Source organism: Cerasicoccus frondis (assembly GCA_031296915.1).
Classification (GTDB): Bacteria; Verrucomicrobiota; Verrucomicrobiia; order Opitutales; family Cerasicoccaceae; genus Cerasicoccus; species Cerasicoccus frondis.
The window spans coordinates 1-19142 of record JAVDPC010000051.1 but is presented as its reverse complement, the minus strand read 5'-3'; the positions used below and the strand labels follow the sequence as shown (position 1 = coordinate 19142).

General features: G+C 57.7%; 21 protein-coding genes. 7 read left to right on the top strand and 14 right to left on the bottom strand.

The features are described from left to right. Positions 1 to 151: 151 nt before the first annotated feature. The 5 genes from RBB63_RS23015 to RBB63_RS22995 all read right to left on the bottom strand — a co-directional run bounded on the left by RBB63_RS23015 (position 152) and on the right by RBB63_RS22995 (position 4966). Positions 152 to 1654: a PLP-dependent transferase gene (locus RBB63_RS23015; RefSeq protein ID WP_309387747.1), complete on the bottom strand. Its 1503-nt coding sequence runs from the start codon at positions 1652 to 1654 to the stop codon at positions 152 to 154. Positions 1655 to 1686: 32 nt separating this feature from the next. Then, positions 1687 to 3171, bottom strand: coding sequence for a right-handed parallel beta-helix repeat-containing protein (locus RBB63_RS23010; protein ID WP_309387746.1), 1485 nt, complete (start codon positions 3169 to 3171; stop codon positions 1687 to 1689). Positions 3172 to 3206: 35 nt separating this feature from the next. Then, positions 3207 to 3770 carry a YqgE/AlgH family protein gene (locus tag RBB63_RS23005; RefSeq protein ID WP_309387745.1) on the bottom strand — a complete coding sequence of 188 codons (564 nt, stop codon included), beginning with the start codon at positions 3768 to 3770 and terminating at the stop codon, positions 3207 to 3209. Between the two features lie 68 nt (positions 3771 to 3838). Then, positions 3839 to 4456, bottom strand: coding sequence for a type II secretion system protein GspG (locus RBB63_RS23000; RefSeq protein ID WP_309387744.1), 618 nt, complete (start codon positions 4454 to 4456; stop codon positions 3839 to 3841). A gap of 3 nt (positions 4457 to 4459) precedes the next feature. Next, positions 4460 to 4966 (bottom strand): deoxycytidylate deaminase, encoded by a 507-nt coding sequence (locus tag RBB63_RS22995; protein ID WP_309387742.1) that lies wholly within the window; start codon positions 4964 to 4966, stop codon positions 4460 to 4462. A 73-nt stretch (positions 4967 to 5039) separates the two neighbouring features. On the opposite strand from RBB63_RS22995, the gene RBB63_RS22990 reads away from it, so the two are divergent. Next, positions 5040 to 5978, top strand: a complete 939-nt coding sequence (locus RBB63_RS22990; protein WP_309387741.1) for a rhomboid family intramembrane serine protease — start codon at positions 5040 to 5042, stop codon at positions 5976 to 5978. A 149-nt stretch (positions 5979 to 6127) separates the two neighbouring features. Then, positions 6128 to 7274, top strand: a protein-coding gene (gene prfB / locus RBB63_RS22985; RefSeq protein WP_309387740.1) for a peptide chain release factor 2 whose coding sequence is annotated in 2 segments (ribosomal slippage) — positions 6128 to 6202 and positions 6204 to 7274 — 1146 coding nt in all. Because the reading frame shifts where the segments join, the coding sequence is not laid out codon by codon here. On the opposite strand, the gene RBB63_RS22980 is transcribed toward prfB, so the two are convergent. The 4 genes from RBB63_RS22980 to RBB63_RS22965 all read right to left on the bottom strand — a co-directional run bounded on the left by RBB63_RS22980 (position 7271) and on the right by RBB63_RS22965 (position 9270). Beyond that, positions 7271 to 7570, bottom strand: a complete 300-nt coding sequence (locus RBB63_RS22980; protein WP_309387738.1) for a type II toxin-antitoxin system RelE/ParE family toxin — start codon at positions 7568 to 7570, stop codon at positions 7271 to 7273. The genes prfB and RBB63_RS22980 overlap by 4 nt on opposite strands. Beyond that, positions 7555 to 7740, bottom strand: a complete 186-nt coding sequence (locus RBB63_RS22975; RefSeq protein ID WP_309387737.1) for a hypothetical protein — start codon at positions 7738 to 7740, stop codon at positions 7555 to 7557. The genes RBB63_RS22980 and RBB63_RS22975 overlap by 16 nt, the downstream gene beginning before the upstream one ends. Before the next feature lie 81 nt (positions 7741 to 7821). Then, a complete protein-coding gene (locus tag RBB63_RS22970; protein ID WP_309387736.1) occupies positions 7822 to 8247 on the bottom strand; it encodes a VOC family protein in 426 nt (141 codons plus the stop codon). A gap of 48 nt (positions 8248 to 8295) precedes the next feature. Then, the gene (locus tag RBB63_RS22965) at positions 8296 to 9270 is read right to left on the bottom strand and encodes a site-2 protease family protein (RefSeq protein WP_309387734.1); all 975 of its coding nucleotides are present in this window, start codon (positions 9268 to 9270) and stop codon (positions 8296 to 8298) included. Positions 9271 to 9352: 82 nt separating this feature from the next. Between RBB63_RS22965 and RBB63_RS22960 the strand changes: the two genes are divergently transcribed. Beyond that, positions 9353 to 10894 carry a sigma-54-dependent transcriptional regulator gene (locus tag RBB63_RS22960; protein WP_309387733.1) on the top strand — a complete coding sequence of 514 codons (1542 nt, stop codon included), beginning with the start codon at positions 9353 to 9355 and terminating at the stop codon, positions 10892 to 10894. A 278-nt stretch (positions 10895 to 11172) separates the two neighbouring features. Beyond that, the gene (gene queG / locus RBB63_RS22955) at positions 11173 to 12186 is read left to right on the top strand and encodes a tRNA epoxyqueuosine(34) reductase QueG (protein WP_309387731.1); all 1014 of its coding nucleotides are present in this window, start codon (positions 11173 to 11175) and stop codon (positions 12184 to 12186) included. Positions 12187 to 12400: 214 nt separating this feature from the next. Here queG and obgE read toward each other — a convergent pair whose 3' ends face one another. Continuing rightward, a complete protein-coding gene (gene obgE / locus RBB63_RS22950) occupies positions 12401 to 13411 on the bottom strand; it encodes a GTPase ObgE (RefSeq protein WP_309387729.1) in 1011 nt (336 codons plus the stop codon). Positions 13412 to 13526: 115 nt separating this feature from the next. Between obgE and RBB63_RS22945 the strand changes: the two genes are divergently transcribed. Continuing rightward, the gene (locus RBB63_RS22945; RefSeq protein WP_309387728.1) at positions 13527 to 13937 is read left to right on the top strand and encodes a hypothetical protein; all 411 of its coding nucleotides are present in this window, start codon (positions 13527 to 13529) and stop codon (positions 13935 to 13937) included. A 34-nt stretch (positions 13938 to 13971) separates the two neighbouring features. On the opposite strand, the gene RBB63_RS22940 is transcribed toward RBB63_RS22945, so the two are convergent. The 3 genes from RBB63_RS22940 to RBB63_RS22930 all read right to left on the bottom strand — a co-directional run bounded on the left by RBB63_RS22940 (position 13972) and on the right by RBB63_RS22930 (position 16163). Continuing rightward, positions 13972 to 14379: a VOC family protein gene (locus tag RBB63_RS22940; RefSeq protein ID WP_309387726.1), complete on the bottom strand. Its 408-nt coding sequence runs from the start codon at positions 14377 to 14379 to the stop codon at positions 13972 to 13974. A gap of 145 nt (positions 14380 to 14524) precedes the next feature. Beyond that, a complete protein-coding gene (locus RBB63_RS22935; RefSeq protein ID WP_309387725.1) occupies positions 14525 to 15397 on the bottom strand; it encodes a phytanoyl-CoA dioxygenase family protein in 873 nt (290 codons plus the stop codon). Further along, positions 15384 to 16163 carry an IclR family transcriptional regulator gene (locus tag RBB63_RS22930; protein ID WP_309387723.1) on the bottom strand — a complete coding sequence of 260 codons (780 nt, stop codon included), beginning with the start codon at positions 16161 to 16163 and terminating at the stop codon, positions 15384 to 15386. The genes RBB63_RS22935 and RBB63_RS22930 overlap by 14 nt, the downstream gene beginning before the upstream one ends. A gap of 216 nt (positions 16164 to 16379) precedes the next feature. Between RBB63_RS22930 and RBB63_RS22925 the strand changes: the two genes are divergently transcribed. Beyond that, positions 16380 to 17402 (top strand): Gfo/Idh/MocA family protein, encoded by a 1023-nt coding sequence (locus tag RBB63_RS22925; protein ID WP_309387721.1) that lies wholly within the window; start codon positions 16380 to 16382, stop codon positions 17400 to 17402. Positions 17403 to 17580: 178 nt separating this feature from the next. Next, positions 17581 to 17904 (top strand): hypothetical protein, encoded by a 324-nt coding sequence (locus RBB63_RS22920; protein ID WP_309387720.1) that lies wholly within the window; start codon positions 17581 to 17583, stop codon positions 17902 to 17904. 199 nt (positions 17905 to 18103) lie between these two features. Here the strand turns inward: RBB63_RS22920 and RBB63_RS22915 are convergent, their stop codons facing one another. After that, positions 18104 to 19081, bottom strand: coding sequence for a permease (locus RBB63_RS22915; protein ID WP_309387718.1), 978 nt, complete (start codon positions 19079 to 19081; stop codon positions 18104 to 18106). Between the last annotated feature and the right edge of the window lie 61 nt (positions 19082 to 19142).

Sequence of the window (19142 nt, the reverse complement as noted above, 5' to 3'; positions counted from 1 at the left end):
GTGGACAGCGGACGCAGATCTGATCCTCGGTAAGGTTCAGTATTTATGCAGCGAACTTCGCTGACACCACACTAGAATTTTTCTTCACGAAGCTTCGCGTTTCTTAGCGGGCAAGGTTGCTCCCCCGTCTTTAATTTTTAATTTGTTCACTTTAATTCCTCAAACCTTCACCGAGGGCCTGCTTGATTTCCTCGAAGTCTTCAATGCCGGCCGAGAGACGAATCAAATCCGGATTCAAGCCGCAAGCGCGGAGTTCAGCGCGGCCTTCTTCATGGCTGGCCTGATCGTAGTGCGCCAGGTACATGAAGGGGCACATCATCGTGAAGGTGGTGCCGAAGCTGGGGCCTTTCACAATGCGCGCGCGGTCGTAAAACTGGGTGAGCGGCACGTTGAGCTCGATCGTGAGCACCGCACCGCATGAGTCTTTGCTGCGGGCGATGGCGGCAAAGTTCCGGGCGGACTTTGCTTCCCAGGGATGCCATACTTTGCTCACGGCGGGATGCGTTTCCAGCCACGCAGCAAGCGCCTTGGCATTGGCGTTTTGCTTGGCGATGACGCTGGGCATGGCCTCAATTTGCGCAGCGAGTTTGGCGAGGTCGCGCACGTAAGGCGGCTCGCACTTGCCAGCCAGAGCAGTGGAAAGTTCGCTCGCAAACGGACTCTGTGGATTGATCGCGGCGGCGCCAATCATGACATCGCCTTCGTGCGCGGCGTACTTCGTCAAGCTGGTTACGAGCAGGTCGGTGTGCGGCAACACGTCGACGCTGGAAATGGCGGCGATGGTCGGATCGTAAATGCGAATGACGCCGTGCTGCCGACAAAGCTCGTCAAGCAACGCAACGTTGGGCGTCTGGATCAACGGGTTGGTCGGCAGTTCGGTTACAATGGCCGATAGCTCATGGCCATGTTCGGAAAAGAAGGTGCGCAGCCATGCTTCATCGAACACATCGTGATGCACGGTTAGCTTGTTTTCCGGGCCGATGAATTGCTCCAGAATGCGTTGCGTGTCGAGGTAGAGCCACCCGAGTTGCAGGTAGCGAATGCGCTTCTTGGGAGCCTGGATTTCCTGCACGGCTTTCAGTGCGCCATAGAAGGCGTTCATGCCGCAGTTGGCCAGGTAGAGGTTTTCCGTCGGCAGGTATTGGCGTAGAACTTTCAGAACACGGTCTTTACTTTCTCTTGCAGAGTTACTTTGCAGTGCAAAGTTGGGTTCTGCTTCGAGTTTGCCATGATGCTTTAAGTAATCTTCCGCATGCCGCGAGGAAATGCTCAAGCCAGTGTGCTGGAGGAAAGCTTTGCCCCGACGGCGCAGCTCGTCGGTGTTGGGTAAAACGACGCAGAAGAAATCGAACTCCTCACGGAGCTCAGCTTCGACGCCGAGCCAGCGCATGCAGTCCCGCGCGGCTTGCTCGGATGGAAGCAGGTAGATTAAATTATCCGGCAGGTCCTGGCGTTCGGCGGCCAGGTTCATTGCCTGAACGACATAGTCGTGCAGCACAAAGCGCGGGTATGCGTATTTGACGCGGCTGATCGTCTCGGGGCGCTTTTCCTCGTAGCCGATCACATCGTCCATGGTGGGCAGGCTGCAGCACACCGCATGTACGGTGTCCGGGATGGTTGCCCCAAGGGGGAAATGCTGGAGGGATTTCGACAAGCCTGCTTAACCAAGCGTAAAAGCCCGTTGAATCAATCCAATTTTCGCACCGGCCATTGGCTCATCTTGAAGTATGGGCTCTGCGGCGTGGGCGTGAAGCCGTAGTTTTCAGGCTCCAGCAGCTTGGCTTCGCCTTGATAGGAGTCGAGGTCCAAGCCGGCGATTTCCTGCCATTGCGCGAAGGTCAACTTCTGGCCCAAGGCGCGAAATGGCTTTTTATCCGGCGCTTCATATAGATTTTTCTCGGCCAGAATGGCGTGCTCCTTGGCGGCTACGTCGATGAGCAGCTCGCCTTTACGGGCCACCAATATATTGCGGGAAATTTGCAGTTCGCAGGCTGAATTGCCCGGAGCGAGTTCGATCTGCGCATCGCCATTTCCGTAAAAGACGTTGGCCATGAGATAAGCCGCAGCGCCATCGACGACGAGGCCATCCCCCGTGTTGTAGGCGATCTGGGATTCGCTAAACGTAGCCAAGTCTGTGCTGTTTCGGGTAACGATGCCGACGCCGTTGTTAAGCGCCGTGATTTTGGCCAATTGAGCCGGGCCATTGCCCTGCAGGCATAGACCGGCGCCATGATTTTCCGAGGTCTTCAGGGACCAGACCTTGACGGCGCCGCAGCGCTCTAACGATACGCCAGCCAGCTCCGTGGTTTGGTCGGACCAGTTATTCAGCTTTGCTTCCGCGCCGGACATCGCCAGCTTACCCAAGCCGCGTAAGACGATGCCGTTGCCCCCACAGCGGTCCACAATAAGCCGGCGAATGCGCACTTGCTCAAGATCTGCGGCGCGCACGCCGTCTCCATGACAATACTCCACGGCGATGTTATTGAGGATGAGGCCGTCGCCGCCCTGAATATCGATTGCCGCCGCAAAACCACGTTCAAACGCCAGGCTTTCCAAATAAAGTCCGTCGACGTCTCGCGACTGGATGCCCGCGTCCTGCCGACTGACTTCGATCGTGCCAGCCTTGACGACGCCGCCCTTGGGCGGCAGCAGGTATATTTTCGGTTCTTCGCCGCGGACAAAGCACACTTGGCCTTGGCGCACCTGCTGGGGCGAAGGCGCTTCCACGAGCCGGGCGCCTTCGCAATAAATTGTTGGGTTCGTCTTGGTCGGCGTCCACGGCAGTTCAAAAATATCGTAGTCGCCAATGTCCCATCCGTCTACGACTTGCGTGCCGTTGAGGACGACGTGGCCCGGGTCTGTGCCCTCGAACTTGATGGCTGCGTTGACCTCATTTACTTTGCCACGCAAAGTAACGGCTTCGCGGTAAACGCCGGGCTCGATCAACACGCGGACAGATTTCCCCGCGCGGGCGAAGCCCAGGGCATTGGTCGCCGCAGCCTGGATGGTGCGAAACGGCGTCGTGGGGTCGCCGTCGTTGGCGAGCGGGTCGCCTTGGTTGACTTCAATGGTGATGTCCCAGACATACTCAACTTCCTCCGCGTGCAAGAGACCGCCGATGATCGGTAAAGCCAGGATCGCCAGTGCAAGTATGGATCGAAGGGGCATCATTGAATGCGTAAAAATGAATAGCGTCCGCCGTGATCTTAGTTGAGGGACGGATCATCGGGGGCGTCGGCGAGGAAGCCGAGCTCGGGCTGGAGGCGGTGTAGGTAGGCCTTCCAGAGTTCGTCTCCGGTTTCGTCAGCGAGCAGAGTGTCCGTGACCGGGCTGACCAGCCAGGCGTTTTGTTCTAGCTCGTGCTCCATCTGGCCTTGAGACCAGCCGGAGTAGCCGAGAAAGGCGCGAATTTCTGCTTCGTCATCGGCCAGTTTGAGTTTGCGCGCAGCTTCTTCGCTGAGGCCAAAGTGCAGACGAAAAACCCGCTCGCTCTCATCCCAACGCCACGCGGCGAGGATCACTTGGTCGGTCTGCACCGGGCCGCCTTCATAGATGGGCACATCGGACAACGGGCTGAAGGTGAAGTCGTCATTCTTTTCGCCCAGGGTTACGCCGAGTGGGCGATTAATGATCACGCCGAGTGCGCCATCGTCATCGGTATGAGCGGAGATGAGCACGACGGTGTGTCGAAAATTCGGATCGAGCAGGGAGGGATGCGAAACCAGGAGTTGTCCGGACAAATCTGCAAAATCGGCTTTTGGGTCGCTCATATTCAAAAGATTAGTCTAGCCGGGCGGTGGATGATGGCCAGAGTAAAGGCCGAGTCGCCCTGACAGCGTCACCAGTTGCCGATGTCGTCGTCGCTCACAACGCCATCCGGACCGAGTGACCAAACGTCGTAGGCCTCTTCATTATGGATGCCCGGGTAAAGGAATTTGTAATGGTTGCCCCAAGGGTCGATGAGGGTTTCGCGAATGTAGGGGCCTTGCCAGCGCGGGTTGTTCCCGAGATTGGTGGTGAGCTGCGCCAGGCTGGTGGGAAACGCGCCGATCTGCGCAGTGTAGGTCATGATCGGGTCGTCAATTTTCTCCGCAATAAATTCACGGGCGGTGGCTTGGCGCTCGGCCTCGAGCTTGGGGTCGACTGGCGTTTTGAGGAAGCGCGCGTTTTCCGGCGGTGGCGTGTAGTCGGGCAGTGGCGTTTTGGCCTCCGGGCTGTGTTCGTAGTGAACCGGCGTCATCGTGACTTCGCCAAGCTTGCGGTTGATCTGCCACACGCGCCCGGTGGCGGTGTCGATCACCAGTTGGATGCCGCCGGTCTCGCTGAGCTGAAAGCGGCCTACGGGCAAGGGCTGGGCAGGCGCGTCGTTGGGTGGCGGGCTGTCGATCGAGTCATCAGCCAAGACGATGGAACAGGCGCCAGCCAGCGCCAGGAAAAATACTGGGGTTCGCTTCATTGTTTATAACTTTATCACTTCGACCCCGGCTTCGCGCAATAGCTCCATGGCGATGGGATCGTTTTTGTAATCGTGGCGATACTTGATGGTCGCAATGCCGGCGGACAGCAAAATCTTTGTGCAATTAATGCACGGGAAATGGGTGACGTAGGCCGTGGCGCCTTGCACGGATATGCCGCGTCGGGCGGCGTCGGCCACCGCGTTTTGCTCGGCGTGGACAGTGCCCTGCTCGTGGTCGTCGCGCACGCGGGACTGGTGTGGATGCCCCGGCAGAAACCCGTTGTAGCCTGCCGCAATGATGCGGTTGGGGTGCGCGCCGGCGGAGACCATCACTGCGCCCACATGCAAGCGTTCGCAACTGGAGCGCGAAGAAATGAGCAACGCCGTGGCCATGAAATACTCATCCCAGGATGGGCGGGCGCCTCCGGGCGCGACAGCGGCTTCAATGCGGTCCAGCAGGCTTGCCGCTTGGGCGACCGGGTCGATAGGATCTGGCGTGGGAAGGCTCATGGCGTGCTTGTTTGCAGTTGGCCTCAGTTTGAAGCTTTCCACGGCAGCCGCAATAGATTTTCCTGTGAATCCCGTGGCCGACGCCCAAAATTCATCTGACGAACCGCAACCCGCGCCGCCTTCGGGTGTTTTTGCGATTGGCCCCTATGCATCGGCCAAGCGAGCGCGCGAGCACGGGCTCGTCATCCTGGCCATGCGCCTTACCTACGAGCTTGTTCCCGGCGAGGATGGCGGCTGCTACCTCTGGGTAGACGAAGCAGACAAGGAGGCCATTTACGAGCAGCTCGCCAAGTATCAGCGCGAAAATAAAAACTGGCCGCCCCGCCCGTTGACCGCCCTCCCCTCGGACAAGCCCGCCTCGCCGTTGAGTCTCGTTGGCTATGGTCTGGTGATTATTGCGATGTTTATTGCGCAGTCGCAATGGCCGCGCTTTACGGAGCTGGGCGTCAGCGTGAACACCCGTATTTTTGGTGATGGGCAATGGCAGCTGCCAATGACGGCGCTCACCCTGCATGGCGGCATCGACCACCTGATCGCCAATCTGGTGTCTGGCGTGTGCTTCGGTTTTCTAATCAACCGCATCTTCGGGGCTGGTCTCGGGTGGACGTTTTTTGTGCTCAGCGGCTACATTGGCAACCTGCTCAACGCCTGGTTTTACTGGCCGGAATATCATGGCTCGCTGGGTGCCTCGACCGCGATTTTTGGCGCCCTGGGCATGCTCGTGGGGCATGCGTTGGCGGGTCGGTTTTCGCCTGCGGAAAGAGCCAGCCTCAAGCATCGGGCGATCCCGCTCGGCGCTGGCGTTGTGATCTTGCTGCTTACAGGCTTTAGTGGTGGCAACACCGATGTGCTGGCGCATGTCTGGGGCTTTGTCGCAGGAGTTCCGCTGGGCGCTGCGGGGTATGCATTGCAACGGCGTTGGCCTGCGATGATCAAGTCGAAGCTTTTGTTGGCCCTGCCCCTGGCTTTGATCGCGACCGCCTGGGGCGTGACGGTCGCCGTGAATGGCTAAGCAGTAGCACGGGCGTCCCGCCTGTGCCCGAATCAACGATTCTAAAAGAGATCGATCACGCACAGGCGAGACGCCTATGCTACGCCAGACGACTGCCGCTCCAACATTCCTGCTTGCCAAGCGTGCGGTGCTGGCTCTTTCTTCACGCCATGCAAATCGAACCCGAAGTCCGTTCTCAGATCGAAGAAATAACCCGCCGTGCGGGTCATCTTTGGAGGTATCTTTGACGTCCCGGGTAAGCAAAATCGCATCGGCGAACTTGAGCGGCAAATGAGCAAAGCTGGCTTTTGGGATGACCAAAAAGCCGCGCAAAAAGTCATTGCCGAAAGCAATCAGTGCAAGGCGGCCATTGAAGAAATTACCAAGTTTCAGCCGCAGGTGGACGACCTCAATGCGATGGTCGAGCTCGTGGAAGAAGCGGACGAAGATGAAGCCGCCGAATACCTGACCGAGATCACCAAGACCGCCAAGGCGCTTCATGGGCAAATTGACGACCTCGAGATCGGCTCGTTCCTGACTGGGCCAATGGACTCCAACAGCGCGATCCTTTCCGTGCAGGCTGGCGCCGGTGGCACTGAAAGCTGCGACTGGGCCGATATGCTTTACCGCATGTATACGCGTTGGGCCGAGCGCCGTGGTTGGAAGGTCGAAGTGCTAGACTTGCAACAGGGCGAAGAAGCCGGCATCTCCAGCGTCAGCTTGCGCTTTGAGGGCGTGAACGCCTACGGCTACACCAAGGCCGAGCGTGGTGTTCACCGCCTGGTTCGCATTTCTCCCTTTGACTCCAACAGCCGCCGCCACACTTCGTTTTGCGCGGTGGACGTCGTGGCTGAAGTCGACGACGACATCGACTTGGACATCCCGCCGGACGAGCTCCGCATCGACACCCAGCGCGCCAGCGGCGCCGGTGGTCAGCACGTCAACAAGACAGAGTCCGCGATCCGCATTACCCACTTGCCGACAAACATTGTTGTCTATTGCCAGAGCCAGCGCTCCCAGCACAAGAACAAGGACCAGGCCATGCGCCAGCTTAAGTCGAAGCTCTACGAACTGAAGCTCGACGAAAAGCGCCAGGAGATGGAAAAGTTCTACGGCGAAAAGGGGCAGATCGGCTGGGGCAACCAAATCCGCAGCTACGTTTTCCAGCCCTACCAAATGGTCAAAGACCTGCGCACCGGCGTCGAAACCGGCAATGTGCAGGGCGTGATGGACGGTGACCTTGACCCGTTCGTCAACGGCTGGTTACGCGCTGGCTGCCCCCGCCACCGCAACAAGGAAGTGCAACTGGAGGACTAGGGAATTATCGGGTGTCCGCGTTTGGCGTGCCAGATGCGGACGATCTCGATTTTCTTTTCTTCATCTTTGATACGGTAGATGAGCCGATAGTTTTTAAAGACGATTTCACGAATGGTGTCCCATCCGAATTCTGGCACGATGCGGCCAATTCTCGGAAACTCGGCGATTTTCTTGGTGATTGCGATGATGGCTAAACCTAAACGCTCTGCAGCGGCAGGATCGTGTTGAGCAATGTATTCTACGATTGCGCCTAGATCCTCACGCGCCGAAGGGGCAACAATTACCTGGAAAGCCATTCCCGGAGTTCACTTTCCACGTCTTCAATTGGCATGCCCTTGCCCGCGTCGAGCTCCTGCAGACCACGCTCTATCGCTGAGACGAACTCAATGCGCTCCTTGACCACTTCCCAGCTCACGTCATCCGGTAGGTGGGCAATCGTTTCCAAGGCCATTTCTTTTACGCTCATGTTGAATACATAGTGCAAGAATTAGTCACTGTCGATTCCGGATTGCCCCCGCCACCGCAACAAGGAAGTGCAGTTGGAGGATTAAAATCCTTCCTGGAAAACGTTCACCATCCAGCTCACGCCGAATTTATCGGTGACCATGCCGAAACAGGGTGACCAGAACGTTTTGCCCAGCGGCATGGTGATCGTTCCGCCTTCGGTCAGGGCAGCGAAATACTTTTGCGCAGTCGCCTCGTCTTCGACGGTGATGGAGAGCGAAAAGCCGTCAAACTTGGCGCCTTCCTCGCAGCCGTCGGAGGCCATGATGTCGCACTCGCCGACTTTAAAGCAGCAGTGCATAATCTTGTCGCCAAAGTCAGCAGGGACCTGGTCTGCGGGGACCGGCTCCGGGCTTTCATTGAAGCGCATGATCATGTTGACCGATGCGTCGATTGCGCTCTGGTAAAATTCAAGGGCTTCTTCGCAGCGGCCATTGAAGAACAGGTAAGGTTGGATGACGGTGGGCATATTGTAGTGGGTTGGTTCCAGACGTTAAATCAGGAATGCAGCGGAAATTCAATACCCGGCTTGCGACCAGAGTCGGTCGGGGTAAACCAGGCCCACCAGTTCGTCTTGTGCGTAGACGGGAAATGCGACGCCGCTGCTGGAGAAAATTTCTGCGGTATGGTCATCTACCCGCCAGTGCGGCTCCAAGCGTCGTTCAAGCAACTGAGCTTCGCCAATATTCAACGGCGGGGGGGCCATGACGTCGCCGATGGATTTGCCAACGTACTGCTCGATGACGCGAACATACTTGAGCTCCTCATCACCACCGACCCAGATGAAAACCAGGAGCACCGCCAAGAGGTAGTGATGCGAGATCAGCAACGCATAGCCAATCATGGCGATGGCGATGAGCTTCGCGACCCATACCGAGATCTGCGTGGCTTTAAGGTAGGTGAATTTCTTGGCGAGTGTGGCGCGCAGCAGGCGACCGCCATCCATGGGGAAAATCGGCAACAGGTTAAAGAGGCCCATGGCGATGTTCCAGCCGAGCAGTCCCCAGGCAAAGCTCGTCCACTTGAGCGACCAAGGGCTGTAGGGTGAACGCACATACTCGTCGCTCACGTATTTGCGCAGCACATTGACGCTGCCTTCCGCGACGTACCCTACGTCTTTATAGTAGATCGACAGCACCGCAAACAACACCGCCGCGATGGCGAAGTTAACCAGTGGCCCATTGATCGTAATGACCATTTCCTTGCGCGGTTCACGGGGAATGCTCGCCATCTGGGCCATGCCGCCAATCGCCATGAAGACGATGCGCGGCACTTTGATGCCGTAGCGCTGGGCCGTCAGGCAGTGGCCAAGCTCATGTAGCGCCACCGACACAAAAACCAGCACGATCATAATGCCCAGCGCCAGCGAGCCCTGCCAGCCGATGGCCCGATGGCCCACCACGACATAAAAGGCGAACAGCAGGAAAAACGTGAAATGAATTTCCAGCTGTATGCCGAACAAACGGCCGATTTTCCAGGATGAGTTAGACACTTGCGCTTCGTCGAATCCGCTCTACGTTAGAGGCATTAATGAGTCGCGCAAGTGAAAGCGCGGCTTTCACTCAGTCACTGCAATGTCCGAAGAACAATCTATTTTGGTAATCGATGATGACGAGGGGCTCCGCTACTCGCTGGAGCGCGTGCTGTCTGCGCGCAATTACCGCATCATCCAGGCGTCATCCGGCGAAGAAGGCCTGAAGGTCGCCGAAAAGGAAAAGCCGTCGGTCATCCTGTTGGACAACCGCATGGGCGGCATCACGGGCATTGAGACGCTGCAGCACCTGCGCACGTCCAGTCCGGATTCCATGGTCATCCTGATGACTGCTTTTGGCACGACGCAGACTGCGATTGAGGCCATGAAGTTTGGCGCGTTCGATTACATCATCAAGCCGTTCGATATCGCCAAGATCCTCGGCTTGATTGAAAAGGCGTTTGCCGCCTACGCCGACCTCCACGAAACCAAGGAGGAATACGAACCCACGCTCAACAGCGATGACTACCGCGAAGGCATCGTCGGCAATTCCGATGCGATGCAGGAAGTTTTCAAAGTCATCGGCCAAGTCGCCGCCAGCGATGTGACCGTGATGGTCACCGGGGAAAGCGGCACGGGTAAGGAGCTTGTTGCGCGCTGCATTTACCAGCATAGTTTGCGGAACGGCCGCCCGTTTATCGCGGTCAATTGCGCCGCCATTCCAGAGAACCTCATTGAGTCCGAGCTCTTTGGCCATGAGAAAGGTTCCTTTACCGGGGCCACCACACAGCGTCGTGGTAAGTTCGAACTTTGCGATGGCGGCACGATCTTTCTCGATGAAATCGGCGACATGTCGCTGACCACGCAAACGAAGATTCTCCGTGCTACGCAAGAGGGCGAGATCCAGCGTGTCGGCGGCAACGAAACGATCAAAGTGGACGTCCGTCTGCTCGCTGCGACCAACCGCGATTTGGAGAAACTGGTTTCCGAAGGCGACTTCCGCGAGGACCTTTACTACCGCCTCAACGTCGTTCGCTTGCGTTTGCCATCGCTGCGCGAGCGCAAGGAGGACATCCCTTCGTTGATCGACTTCGTGCTTCAGAAGCTCAACCGCAACCGCAAGACCCGGGCCAAGCGTTTCTCCAGTGACGCTATGGCGATTATGACGGCTTATGATTGGCCGGGCAATGTGCGTGAGCTCGAAAACCTTGTTTACCGCAGTGCGGTAGTTGCCGGCGGTGAAGCCATCCTGCGCAAGGATCTCCCGGATGAGTTGCTGCAAAAGTTTAATGACATCGCGGCAGGGGCTGCGATTCAGGCGCCAGCAAAAGCTGAGCCGGAAGGGCAGACGCCAGCGCCGATGCCCGTCGCCGAGCAACCCAAGGCTGCGGTCGCAATGCCAACTCCAGCCGCAGTGCCTGTTGCGACTGCGGCAACTCCCGGTAGTTTGACTGACGCATGCGATGCGCTCTACCGCATTTTGCGCAAAGATATCGACGAAAGCATCTTGGGTGAAATCGAGCGCGAAATGATCGTGCGTGCGCTCAAGGAGTTCGATGGCAACCAAGTCAAAACCGCAAAGCTGCTCGGCATTACCCGCGCCACGCTCCGCAAACGCATTGAGCAACTCGACCTTAAAATTTAAAAACTGAGTTCAGAAATTGGATAAGAAATGTTTAGATTGGTCGATTTATATCAAAATTTTAAAGTGGCAAGAAGCGATGGTTCAAAGCATTTATTAATTTAATGAATGCAATCGAATCAGCAAGTGGAGCCATAGTAAAATTAATCAGTTCTAAATTATAAAATCAGAATGTAGGTTTTATAAACCGATTCTATCCACTGGCATTTTTGGCGTGTCTCTCGTTAGGTCGGTCTGCTTTTCCCTTTTTCCTTTAATCTTTTTCCTTTAATCTTCCTCCCATGTCCTCGCCTAAGGAGCGTCTGCGTGCACTGGCCAAGGCTGAAGGTTTCGAAGCCTTTGGCGTCGCGCCGGTGGATGTTGAATTGCGGCGGGAGTATTACTTGGAGTGGATCGCGGGCGGCGAGCATGGCGAAATGTCATGGCTTGAGCGCAACAATGATCGTCGGTTGTCGCCGTCGAACATTATACCTGAAGCACGTAGCATCGTGTGCTTGGGGTTGAACTATTATCAGCCAGAACCCGAGCGTCGTGGTCGCATTGCCAAGTATGCGCTCGGCAAGGATTATCATAAAACGATCACCCAAAAGCTGAAGCGAATTTGCCGCGCAATGCGTGAAGAGTTTGGCAGTGCGCAACGACCATATGTGGATACCGGGCCCGTACTGGAAAAACCAATTGCCGCGCAAGCGGGGCTCGGTTGGCAGGGCAAGAGCACGATTCTACTGAACAAACAAAATGGCACCTGGCTTTTTCTTGGGTTTGTGTTCACCACGCTAGAACTTGAGGCGGACGAACCCGCGCGTAGCCATTGTGGGAAGTGTACTCGCTGCATCGATGCCTGCCCCACCGGTGCGATCATTGCGCCCTATAAACTCGATGCCCGGCGCTGCATCTCCTACCTGACGATTGAGCACAAGGGCGCGATTCCTCTGGAATTCCGTCGGGCAATTGGCGATCGCATCTACGGCTGCGACGAATGCCTGGATGTCTGCCCCTGGAATCGCTGGGCGCAGGCGACACAGGAGGCAAAGTTCGCTTCGCGCGAATACCCGGACTTGACGGCGATGCTCAACTGGACGGAGGCGGAATTTGCTGAAACCTTTGCTGGAACGCCCATCAAGCGCGCGGGCCTGAGTCGCTGGCGCCGCAATGTGTGTGTCGTCCTCGGAAACATCGGGACAGGCGAAGACTTACCCATGTTGCGCAGCATCGCCGAATCAGACGATGCGCTCGCCGCGGAACACGCCCAGTGGGCCATCGACGAGATCGAAGCACGGGCGGCAATTCCTTGATATTGCATTATCAATAAGTGTGGTGGCCGGTTGCGTGCTTCAAAGATCAAACGATATGATTATTGATTGATGGCGGTCTTTTTAGGACATGACTCCAGTTTTAGTGGCCGCTTAATCCTATGCCTCTAGACGGGCCTTATTGGGAAAACCGCCCTTTTGCGAATTTTGAATGCGCATCTCAGCATCGGCGCTTCAACCGAGGCTGATTTGAGCGCTACTCCGTAAGCGGCTTGCGACGAATGACTGCATCGTAAAGCGCATCGCGCAATGCCGGGATGCCCTCTTCGCTCAGGCAGGAGATAGGCACGATTTGCAAATCCTCATGCGCCTTACGGAAGCGCTTCAAATTGTCTGCGGCAGCGGCTTCATCCATTTTGTTCGCAATGATGATGCGCTCGCGGTCGGCGAGCTCGGCTTCATAAAGTTCGAGTTCGCTGCAAAGCTGTGCGTAATCATCGAGAGGGTCGCGCCCTTCTTCGCCAGCCATATCGATCATGAAGAGCAGGATGCGGCATCGCTCCACATGGCGGAGGAATCGATGCCCGAGGCCTCGGTTTTCATGCGCGCCTTCGATGAGCCCGGGAATGTCGGCAATGGTCAGCCGTTCGAACGTCTCCGGAAAGTGCAATACGCCGACACTGGGCTGAATGGTGGTGAACGCGTAGTGGCCGACCTTGGGCTGATTCTTCGTTAAGATGCCCATGATGGAAGATTTGCCAGCATTGGGAAACCCAACCAGTCCGCAGTCAGCAATGGTTTTCAGGACGAAACGGTACTCGCCTTCCTCGCCTGGTTTGCCGGGGGTGATTTTCCGCGGCGCCTGATTGACGGAGGACTTGAAAACGAGATTGCCGAGGCCGCCCCTGCCGCCTTGCAGCAGGATGATTTCCTGGTCGTGTTCGAGCAGCTCGCAGACCATCAGCCCGCTCACCACATCGAACACCTGGGTGCCCAGCGGCATGCGCAGACGTTTGTCATCGCCCCAAGCCCCGTGTTGATCGGAGCCGCGGCCCGGCTCGCCATTTTTGGCGCGCGCATGCGGCATGTATTTATAATCGACCAGGTCTGCGGTATTTTCGTCGCCCACCAGCACCACGTTCCCCCCCCGGCCGCCATTGCCGCCGTTGGGTCCGCCCATGGGCTCGTATTTCTCACGGCGGAAGCTCAGGCAGCCATTGCCCCCATCTCCCGCTTTGAGTTTTACTGTTACTTCGTCGACGAACATGAGGCGCTATTACGCTGTTGTCCGGGGCGTAAGTCAATCACGGCGATTGCCGCGTGAAGATTAAAGTGTGGAAGCTCCCCGCCTCTCCCACCTAAACAAGATCTTTAACTTTTAATTGGCTCACTTTAATCTCCACCACATGGCCAAGCCACATCCATACGACTGGTTGATCGAACCCATTGCTGAAGATCCGTCCTTCGTCCGCAAGCCCATGTTCGGCGCGGTTGGTTGCTATCTCAATGGCAAGATGGTCTGTGTGCTGGCCGCGCGAGAGGAGGCCTGGCGCTGGCTGTTGGTGACGGTCGACCGCGAGCAGCACGAGTCCATTATGGGCGACTTCCCTGCCCTGCGCCCGCACGACATTCTTCCGAAATGGCTCTACATACCCGAGGAGCATGACGATTTTGAGCCTGTCGCTGAAGCGGTGATTGAGGCGATCCGCCAGGGAGACCCGCGTTTTGGCGTGGTCCCGCCTCCGCGTAAACGCAAGGCAAAGCAGGCGGCGCGTAAAAAGAGAAGCCGTTAGCGGGCGGCTTAGGGGTTCATTTCCCGGGGAGCTTTTAACTATTGTTGTCGTCCCACAGACGCCACGGCGCCAGCTCCAAGCTGTTGCCCGCCGGATCACGGAAATACAATGAACGGGCGCCATTGGGCCACTCGTGCTCCAGCTCGATCGCCACGCCGCGTGCGGCCAGATGGGTGCGCCAGGCCGGAAATTCCGCCTCGTTCATGCGAAAGCATACGTGGGTGGGGCCGGTGGCGCCGTGGTCTGGCAGCTCGTGGGCATCGCCATCGCTGGCGTGCGGGTCGAAGATCAGCAACATCGCTTCGGCCATTTTGTAGAAAACAAATTTCCCCTCGACGCGGCTGTAGAGCTCCAGTCCCAGCACTTCGCCATAGAAATGCTCGGCAGCGGCCAGGTCGTCCACGTAAAGGCAGGTTTCGATGATGTGACTGAGGGGCTTCATCGCCTAACCAGCGTCAGCGAAAATGCCGCATTGGCAAGCCAGCATCCGGCTGGACCGGTAGTTTGGCGCCGCCAGAGTGTCTGGAGACAGCGCCCCATTCTGGTCAGTTGGGAGAAATCCATGGGTGCAGCGGCGCGCTGCCTAGTTAGTCGCGGATGACTTCTTTGCGGTTGAGCTCAGAGGCGTAGAAGGCGTGGCGGATCTCATCGACTTCGTCAAACTGCACCAGCGCTTGCTCGCCGTAGAGTCCGCAGGTGCGGCCGTCTTTCCAAGCCCACTCGCCGCGCAGGCATTTGTCCGCTTTAACGAAGCCGTTGATGTAGAGCCGACGGTCGAGATATTTCGTGGTGTTAAATCCGCCACCGTGCACGGTGTAGGCTGACCATAGTCCCACGTCGCCTGGCTCCAGCACCATGTCGCGCGCGCGCGGATCGTCGGCGTACTGGGGCGCCTGCCAGGCGGCTTTGTCTTCCGGGTTGTGCTCGACGTCTTTATGGCTGCCCGGGACGATTTGCATCGCGCCGTTCTCCTTCAGGTGCGGGTCGATGGCGATGCCCGTTTGGACCCAGGACGTGTAGAGATCCTGAAAATCGCTGGATGGTTGGCGGCTGCGCACGTCGCGGTGGAGCGCCCAGCTGGTCTGTGAGCCGGGGCGCTTCCAGTGCATCTGGTTGATGATCTGCTTGAGGTTGTTGCCGATAATTGGCTCCACGATCATCAGCATTCGCGGGTCCGTGCGAAATTTATCCATCACCGCGTCGTGGTAAGAAGGCCATTGCATGCCACGAACGGTAGTCCCGACGTCCTTATCTTCATCCACCCAGATCACGGTGTTTTGTTTGCGCCAAGTGCGGCCCAGCAGGTCGCCCGTGAATTTCCAGCGGTCGCAGGCCGTCCGCATTTGGTTGAGCTCGGCTTCGTTGAAGACGCCACGCACAATCGTGTAGCCTTCCTCCCAGTATTGGCGGATGTGCTCCGCAGTCATTAAATCGTTGGCTTTGGGCTCAGCGGTCAGCATAGGTCATTTCCTCCTTAAGGTATTGTTGATAAGCAAGTTCGATGCGTTGAGCAGCTTCGCGTAGCGCGACGGTCAGCTCCGTAACGCGTTTGCTGGTAAAGGTCTTCACGTTCCCTGAGGCGCCGAGCGCCGCGATAACGACCCCTTCGGGATCGTGGATCGGGACCGCGATACTGAAACTGTCTGTCCCGTTTTCACGGTTGTTTAAGCTGTAGCCCTGCTGACGAATGAGCGGCAGTTCCTGCTTCAGGCTGCTGGCGTCACGGTGGGTATTCGGCCCAGCGGGCTGAAAGTCGATTTGCGTGAGCGCGGCATCGAGCTTTGCTTCTGACAAATGCGCCAGGAATAGCTTACCGCTTGCGGAGGCGTAGGCTGAAAGAACCGATCCCAGGGTTGCCTGCGAATCTCGCATTTGGCCATCATGCGTGAAGTGAGCGACGGAAATTGCTTCATGGCCAAAGGGCGCCGCCAGCGTAATCGCGACCATCTGCTCATGCACGAGGCGCATTAGCTCGGGCAGCGCCACACGGCGAATGGGAAAGCTGCGCAACAGCTCGCGCCCCAGTCGTAACGCGCCCACGCCAATCTGGTAGCGGCCCTTGCTGTCCTTGTCCAAATAACGGGCTTCGACCAGCGATTGGAGCAGGCGATGTACGTGGCTCTTGGGCAGGTCAGCCATCCGCGCCAGCTCGGTAACGCCGTGCGGTCGCGGCTCATTGGCCACCAGCGTTAGAAGCGCCAAGCCGTTGGTCAGGGTGTTGTTCATGATGGTTGTTCTAATATGCGGAACAGCCATAGGTCAAGTCAGAATGTTCTATATTTTAGAACAACTTGGTTTCGAGGATCATTGCTCAGCCTAAGCGGCGTCGCGCGAGCGTGAGCCCTACATCAGGATGGGATGGCGAACCAAGACGATCCCCTCCCCCCAGCATTTTCGTGCATTCAGAGTTTTCATTCATACAACCTGTGCTAGCTTAACCGCATGGCAGACCCCTTACGCATTGGCATCATCGGCGCGGGCGGAAATACCCGCAGTATGCACATCCCTGGCTTTCAGGCCATCGACGGCGTGGAGGTCGTCACCATCGCCAACCGAACGCCCGAGTCCGCCCAGCGCGTGGCCGATGAATTTAACGTGCCCCGCATTAGTAAGCATTGGCAGGACGTCATTGAGGACGACGAGGTCGACGCCGTTTGCATCGGCACGTGGCCTTACCTGCATGCCGAGGCGACTATCGCTGCCCTTTCCGCTGGCAAGCATGTGCTCACCGAGGCCCGCATGGCCATGAATCATGACGAGGCCAAGCAGATGCTTGATGCCGCGCAAGCCAAGCCAGAGCTCGTCGCGCAAATCGTCCCCGCCCCCTTTACGCTGGAGTATGACGCCACCGCCCAACGCCTGATCAATGAGTTGGGTGAACTCCGCCTAGTGCGCTTGGTCCACATAGGCGGGGCCGCCGCCGACCCGACCGCCTCCCTCACCTGGCGGCAGCGCACGGATCTCTCCGGGCACAACATCATGACCATGGGCATCCTCTTCGAAACCGCCCAACGCTGGCTCGGACGCGGCGTCGACGTAGATTGGGTCAAGGCCGACGCCGCCACCGTCATCTCCGAGCGCCCTACGGCCTCGGGTGAAGGCCGCGCCCCGGTGACCATCCCGGACACCTTGAATTTCCTGGGCCGCTACAACAACGGCGCTCAACTAATCGGCCACTTCACTTGCGTCGCCAGCGGTAGCCCGATGTGGTATGTGGATGTCCAATGCGAGCGCGGCAGCGTGCACTTCGACATCAGCGAATCCAAGCTCTACGTGGCGCACACGGGGCGCTCCCCGGAAGTCGTCACCCCGGACGCTGGCACGGCTATCGGCTGGCGCGTGGAGCAGGACTTCGTCGACTCCATCCGCGACGGCAAGCCCGTCACCCTGACCAGCTTCGCCGACGGCGTTCGCTACATGGACTTTACCGACAAAGTCTGGGCGAGCATCCTGCTCGACCGGTAGGCAGCGTCCCGCTGCACCGATAGATTTGCCCAATGGGCAAATAGCTTAGCCAACTGCCCAAGGTGGCGCGGATCGTCTCGAGCGCAGTTTCAGGCTGACGGCAAGGTAGGGCGCAGCCTCCTGATGAACAACCGAGCCACCTCTAAATTATCACACCTCCGAACACGATCAAAGCGTCATGCATTCTTACCATGTATACTTCACCGCAAAAGCTAGGATAACCGAACCAGAAGTGGAAGCGCTTCTCACCCGGTTCATTCAGAACGAGATGGAAGATGGCTTAATGATCGATGCCCGAGTCCTGAAAATGACGAACAAGGCAAGTTTTCCTGATTTGCCCGACTACCACTTCATAGCTGACTATCAGAGCGAGGCAGATGGCGATGAGGCAATGAGCCGAATGAAGCTACGAATGAATGAGGAGCCTCACGCCAGTCTGATGAAGATGGTCTCAGACTTCCGCGTCGCCTTTTCGACGGAGCTAAACGTTAAGGCGCAATAAAGCCGGACTAGCGACGATCACAGAGAGGCAGCGCTGCGGTTTGTCTGGAGACTGCGCCCTACCTTGCCGTCAGCCTGAAACTACGGATCGGAGACGATCCGCGCCACCATAGTCAGTTGGATAAAACGCCTGCCGCTCCGCCATTTGCCCAATGGGCAAATCTGAATGCAACGCATCCGACGGTCCAGCGGGACGCTGGCTAGAGGATGCTGGCGAGGAAGTTGAGGAGGTAGCCGGTGGCGATGATCGCTAGCGTGGTGACGCCAAAGAAAATGGCGATCAGCGGGAGCTTGATGATGCGGCGCAGCATGATCGCCTCGGGGAGGCTCAGCGCGGCCATCGCCATCATGAACGCTAACGCCGTGCCCAGCGGGATGCCCTTCTCGAACAACACTACCGCCACCGGGACAATTGCCGCACAGCTGCCGTACATTGGGACGCCGAGGAGCGTCGCAATGGGCACGCCGAAAATGCCTGTCGCGCCGATGGCGTTCTGGATCATTTCCTGCGGCACGTAATTGTGAATGAACGCGCCGATGCCCACGCCGACGAGCACCCAAACCCAGATTTGCTTGATGACGTCGGCAGCCTCGGTGAGCCCAAATTGGAGGCGTCCTTGCCAGGTATAGCTGCGGGTGGTTTCGCTTTCGGCGGGGCCCGCAATCATGTCCTGCTCGATATAGCGCTCCAGGCCGAGCCGTCCGATCAAGGCGCCGGCGAAGACGCCGACGAGCAGCCCGCTTAATACGTAGGCGATGGTGATGGACAGACCGAATTCCCCCACCATCAGGATGGCCAGGTATTCGTTGATAATCGGCGAGGTGACCAGGAAGGAAAACGTCACGCCAAGCGGCGCGCCGGCCTTGAGCAGGCTGATGAAAATCGGGATCGACGAGCAGGAGCAAAACGGCGTGACTGCGCCAAAAATTGCCGCCACGACATTGCCCCACAGGCCGCCCTTGCTCATCCATTGCTTGAGCTTGTGCTCGGGCAGCCAGGTGCGCACGACGCCGATCAGGAAGATCATCACCGCCAGTAGGACGAAGATCTTGATCGTGTCGTAGAGGAAAAAATGAACCGCCCCGCCGAAGCGTGACTCCGGGTCAAGGCCGATCCATTCGAAGACGAGGGTGTTCGCGGCCGCCTCCAGCGATATGTCTGCTAGAGCACTTTTCATCTAGATTGGCCGATTCAGGTGGGTTAGAGATTGGATGCAGCGCAAGGCGGCTTTGATTGAG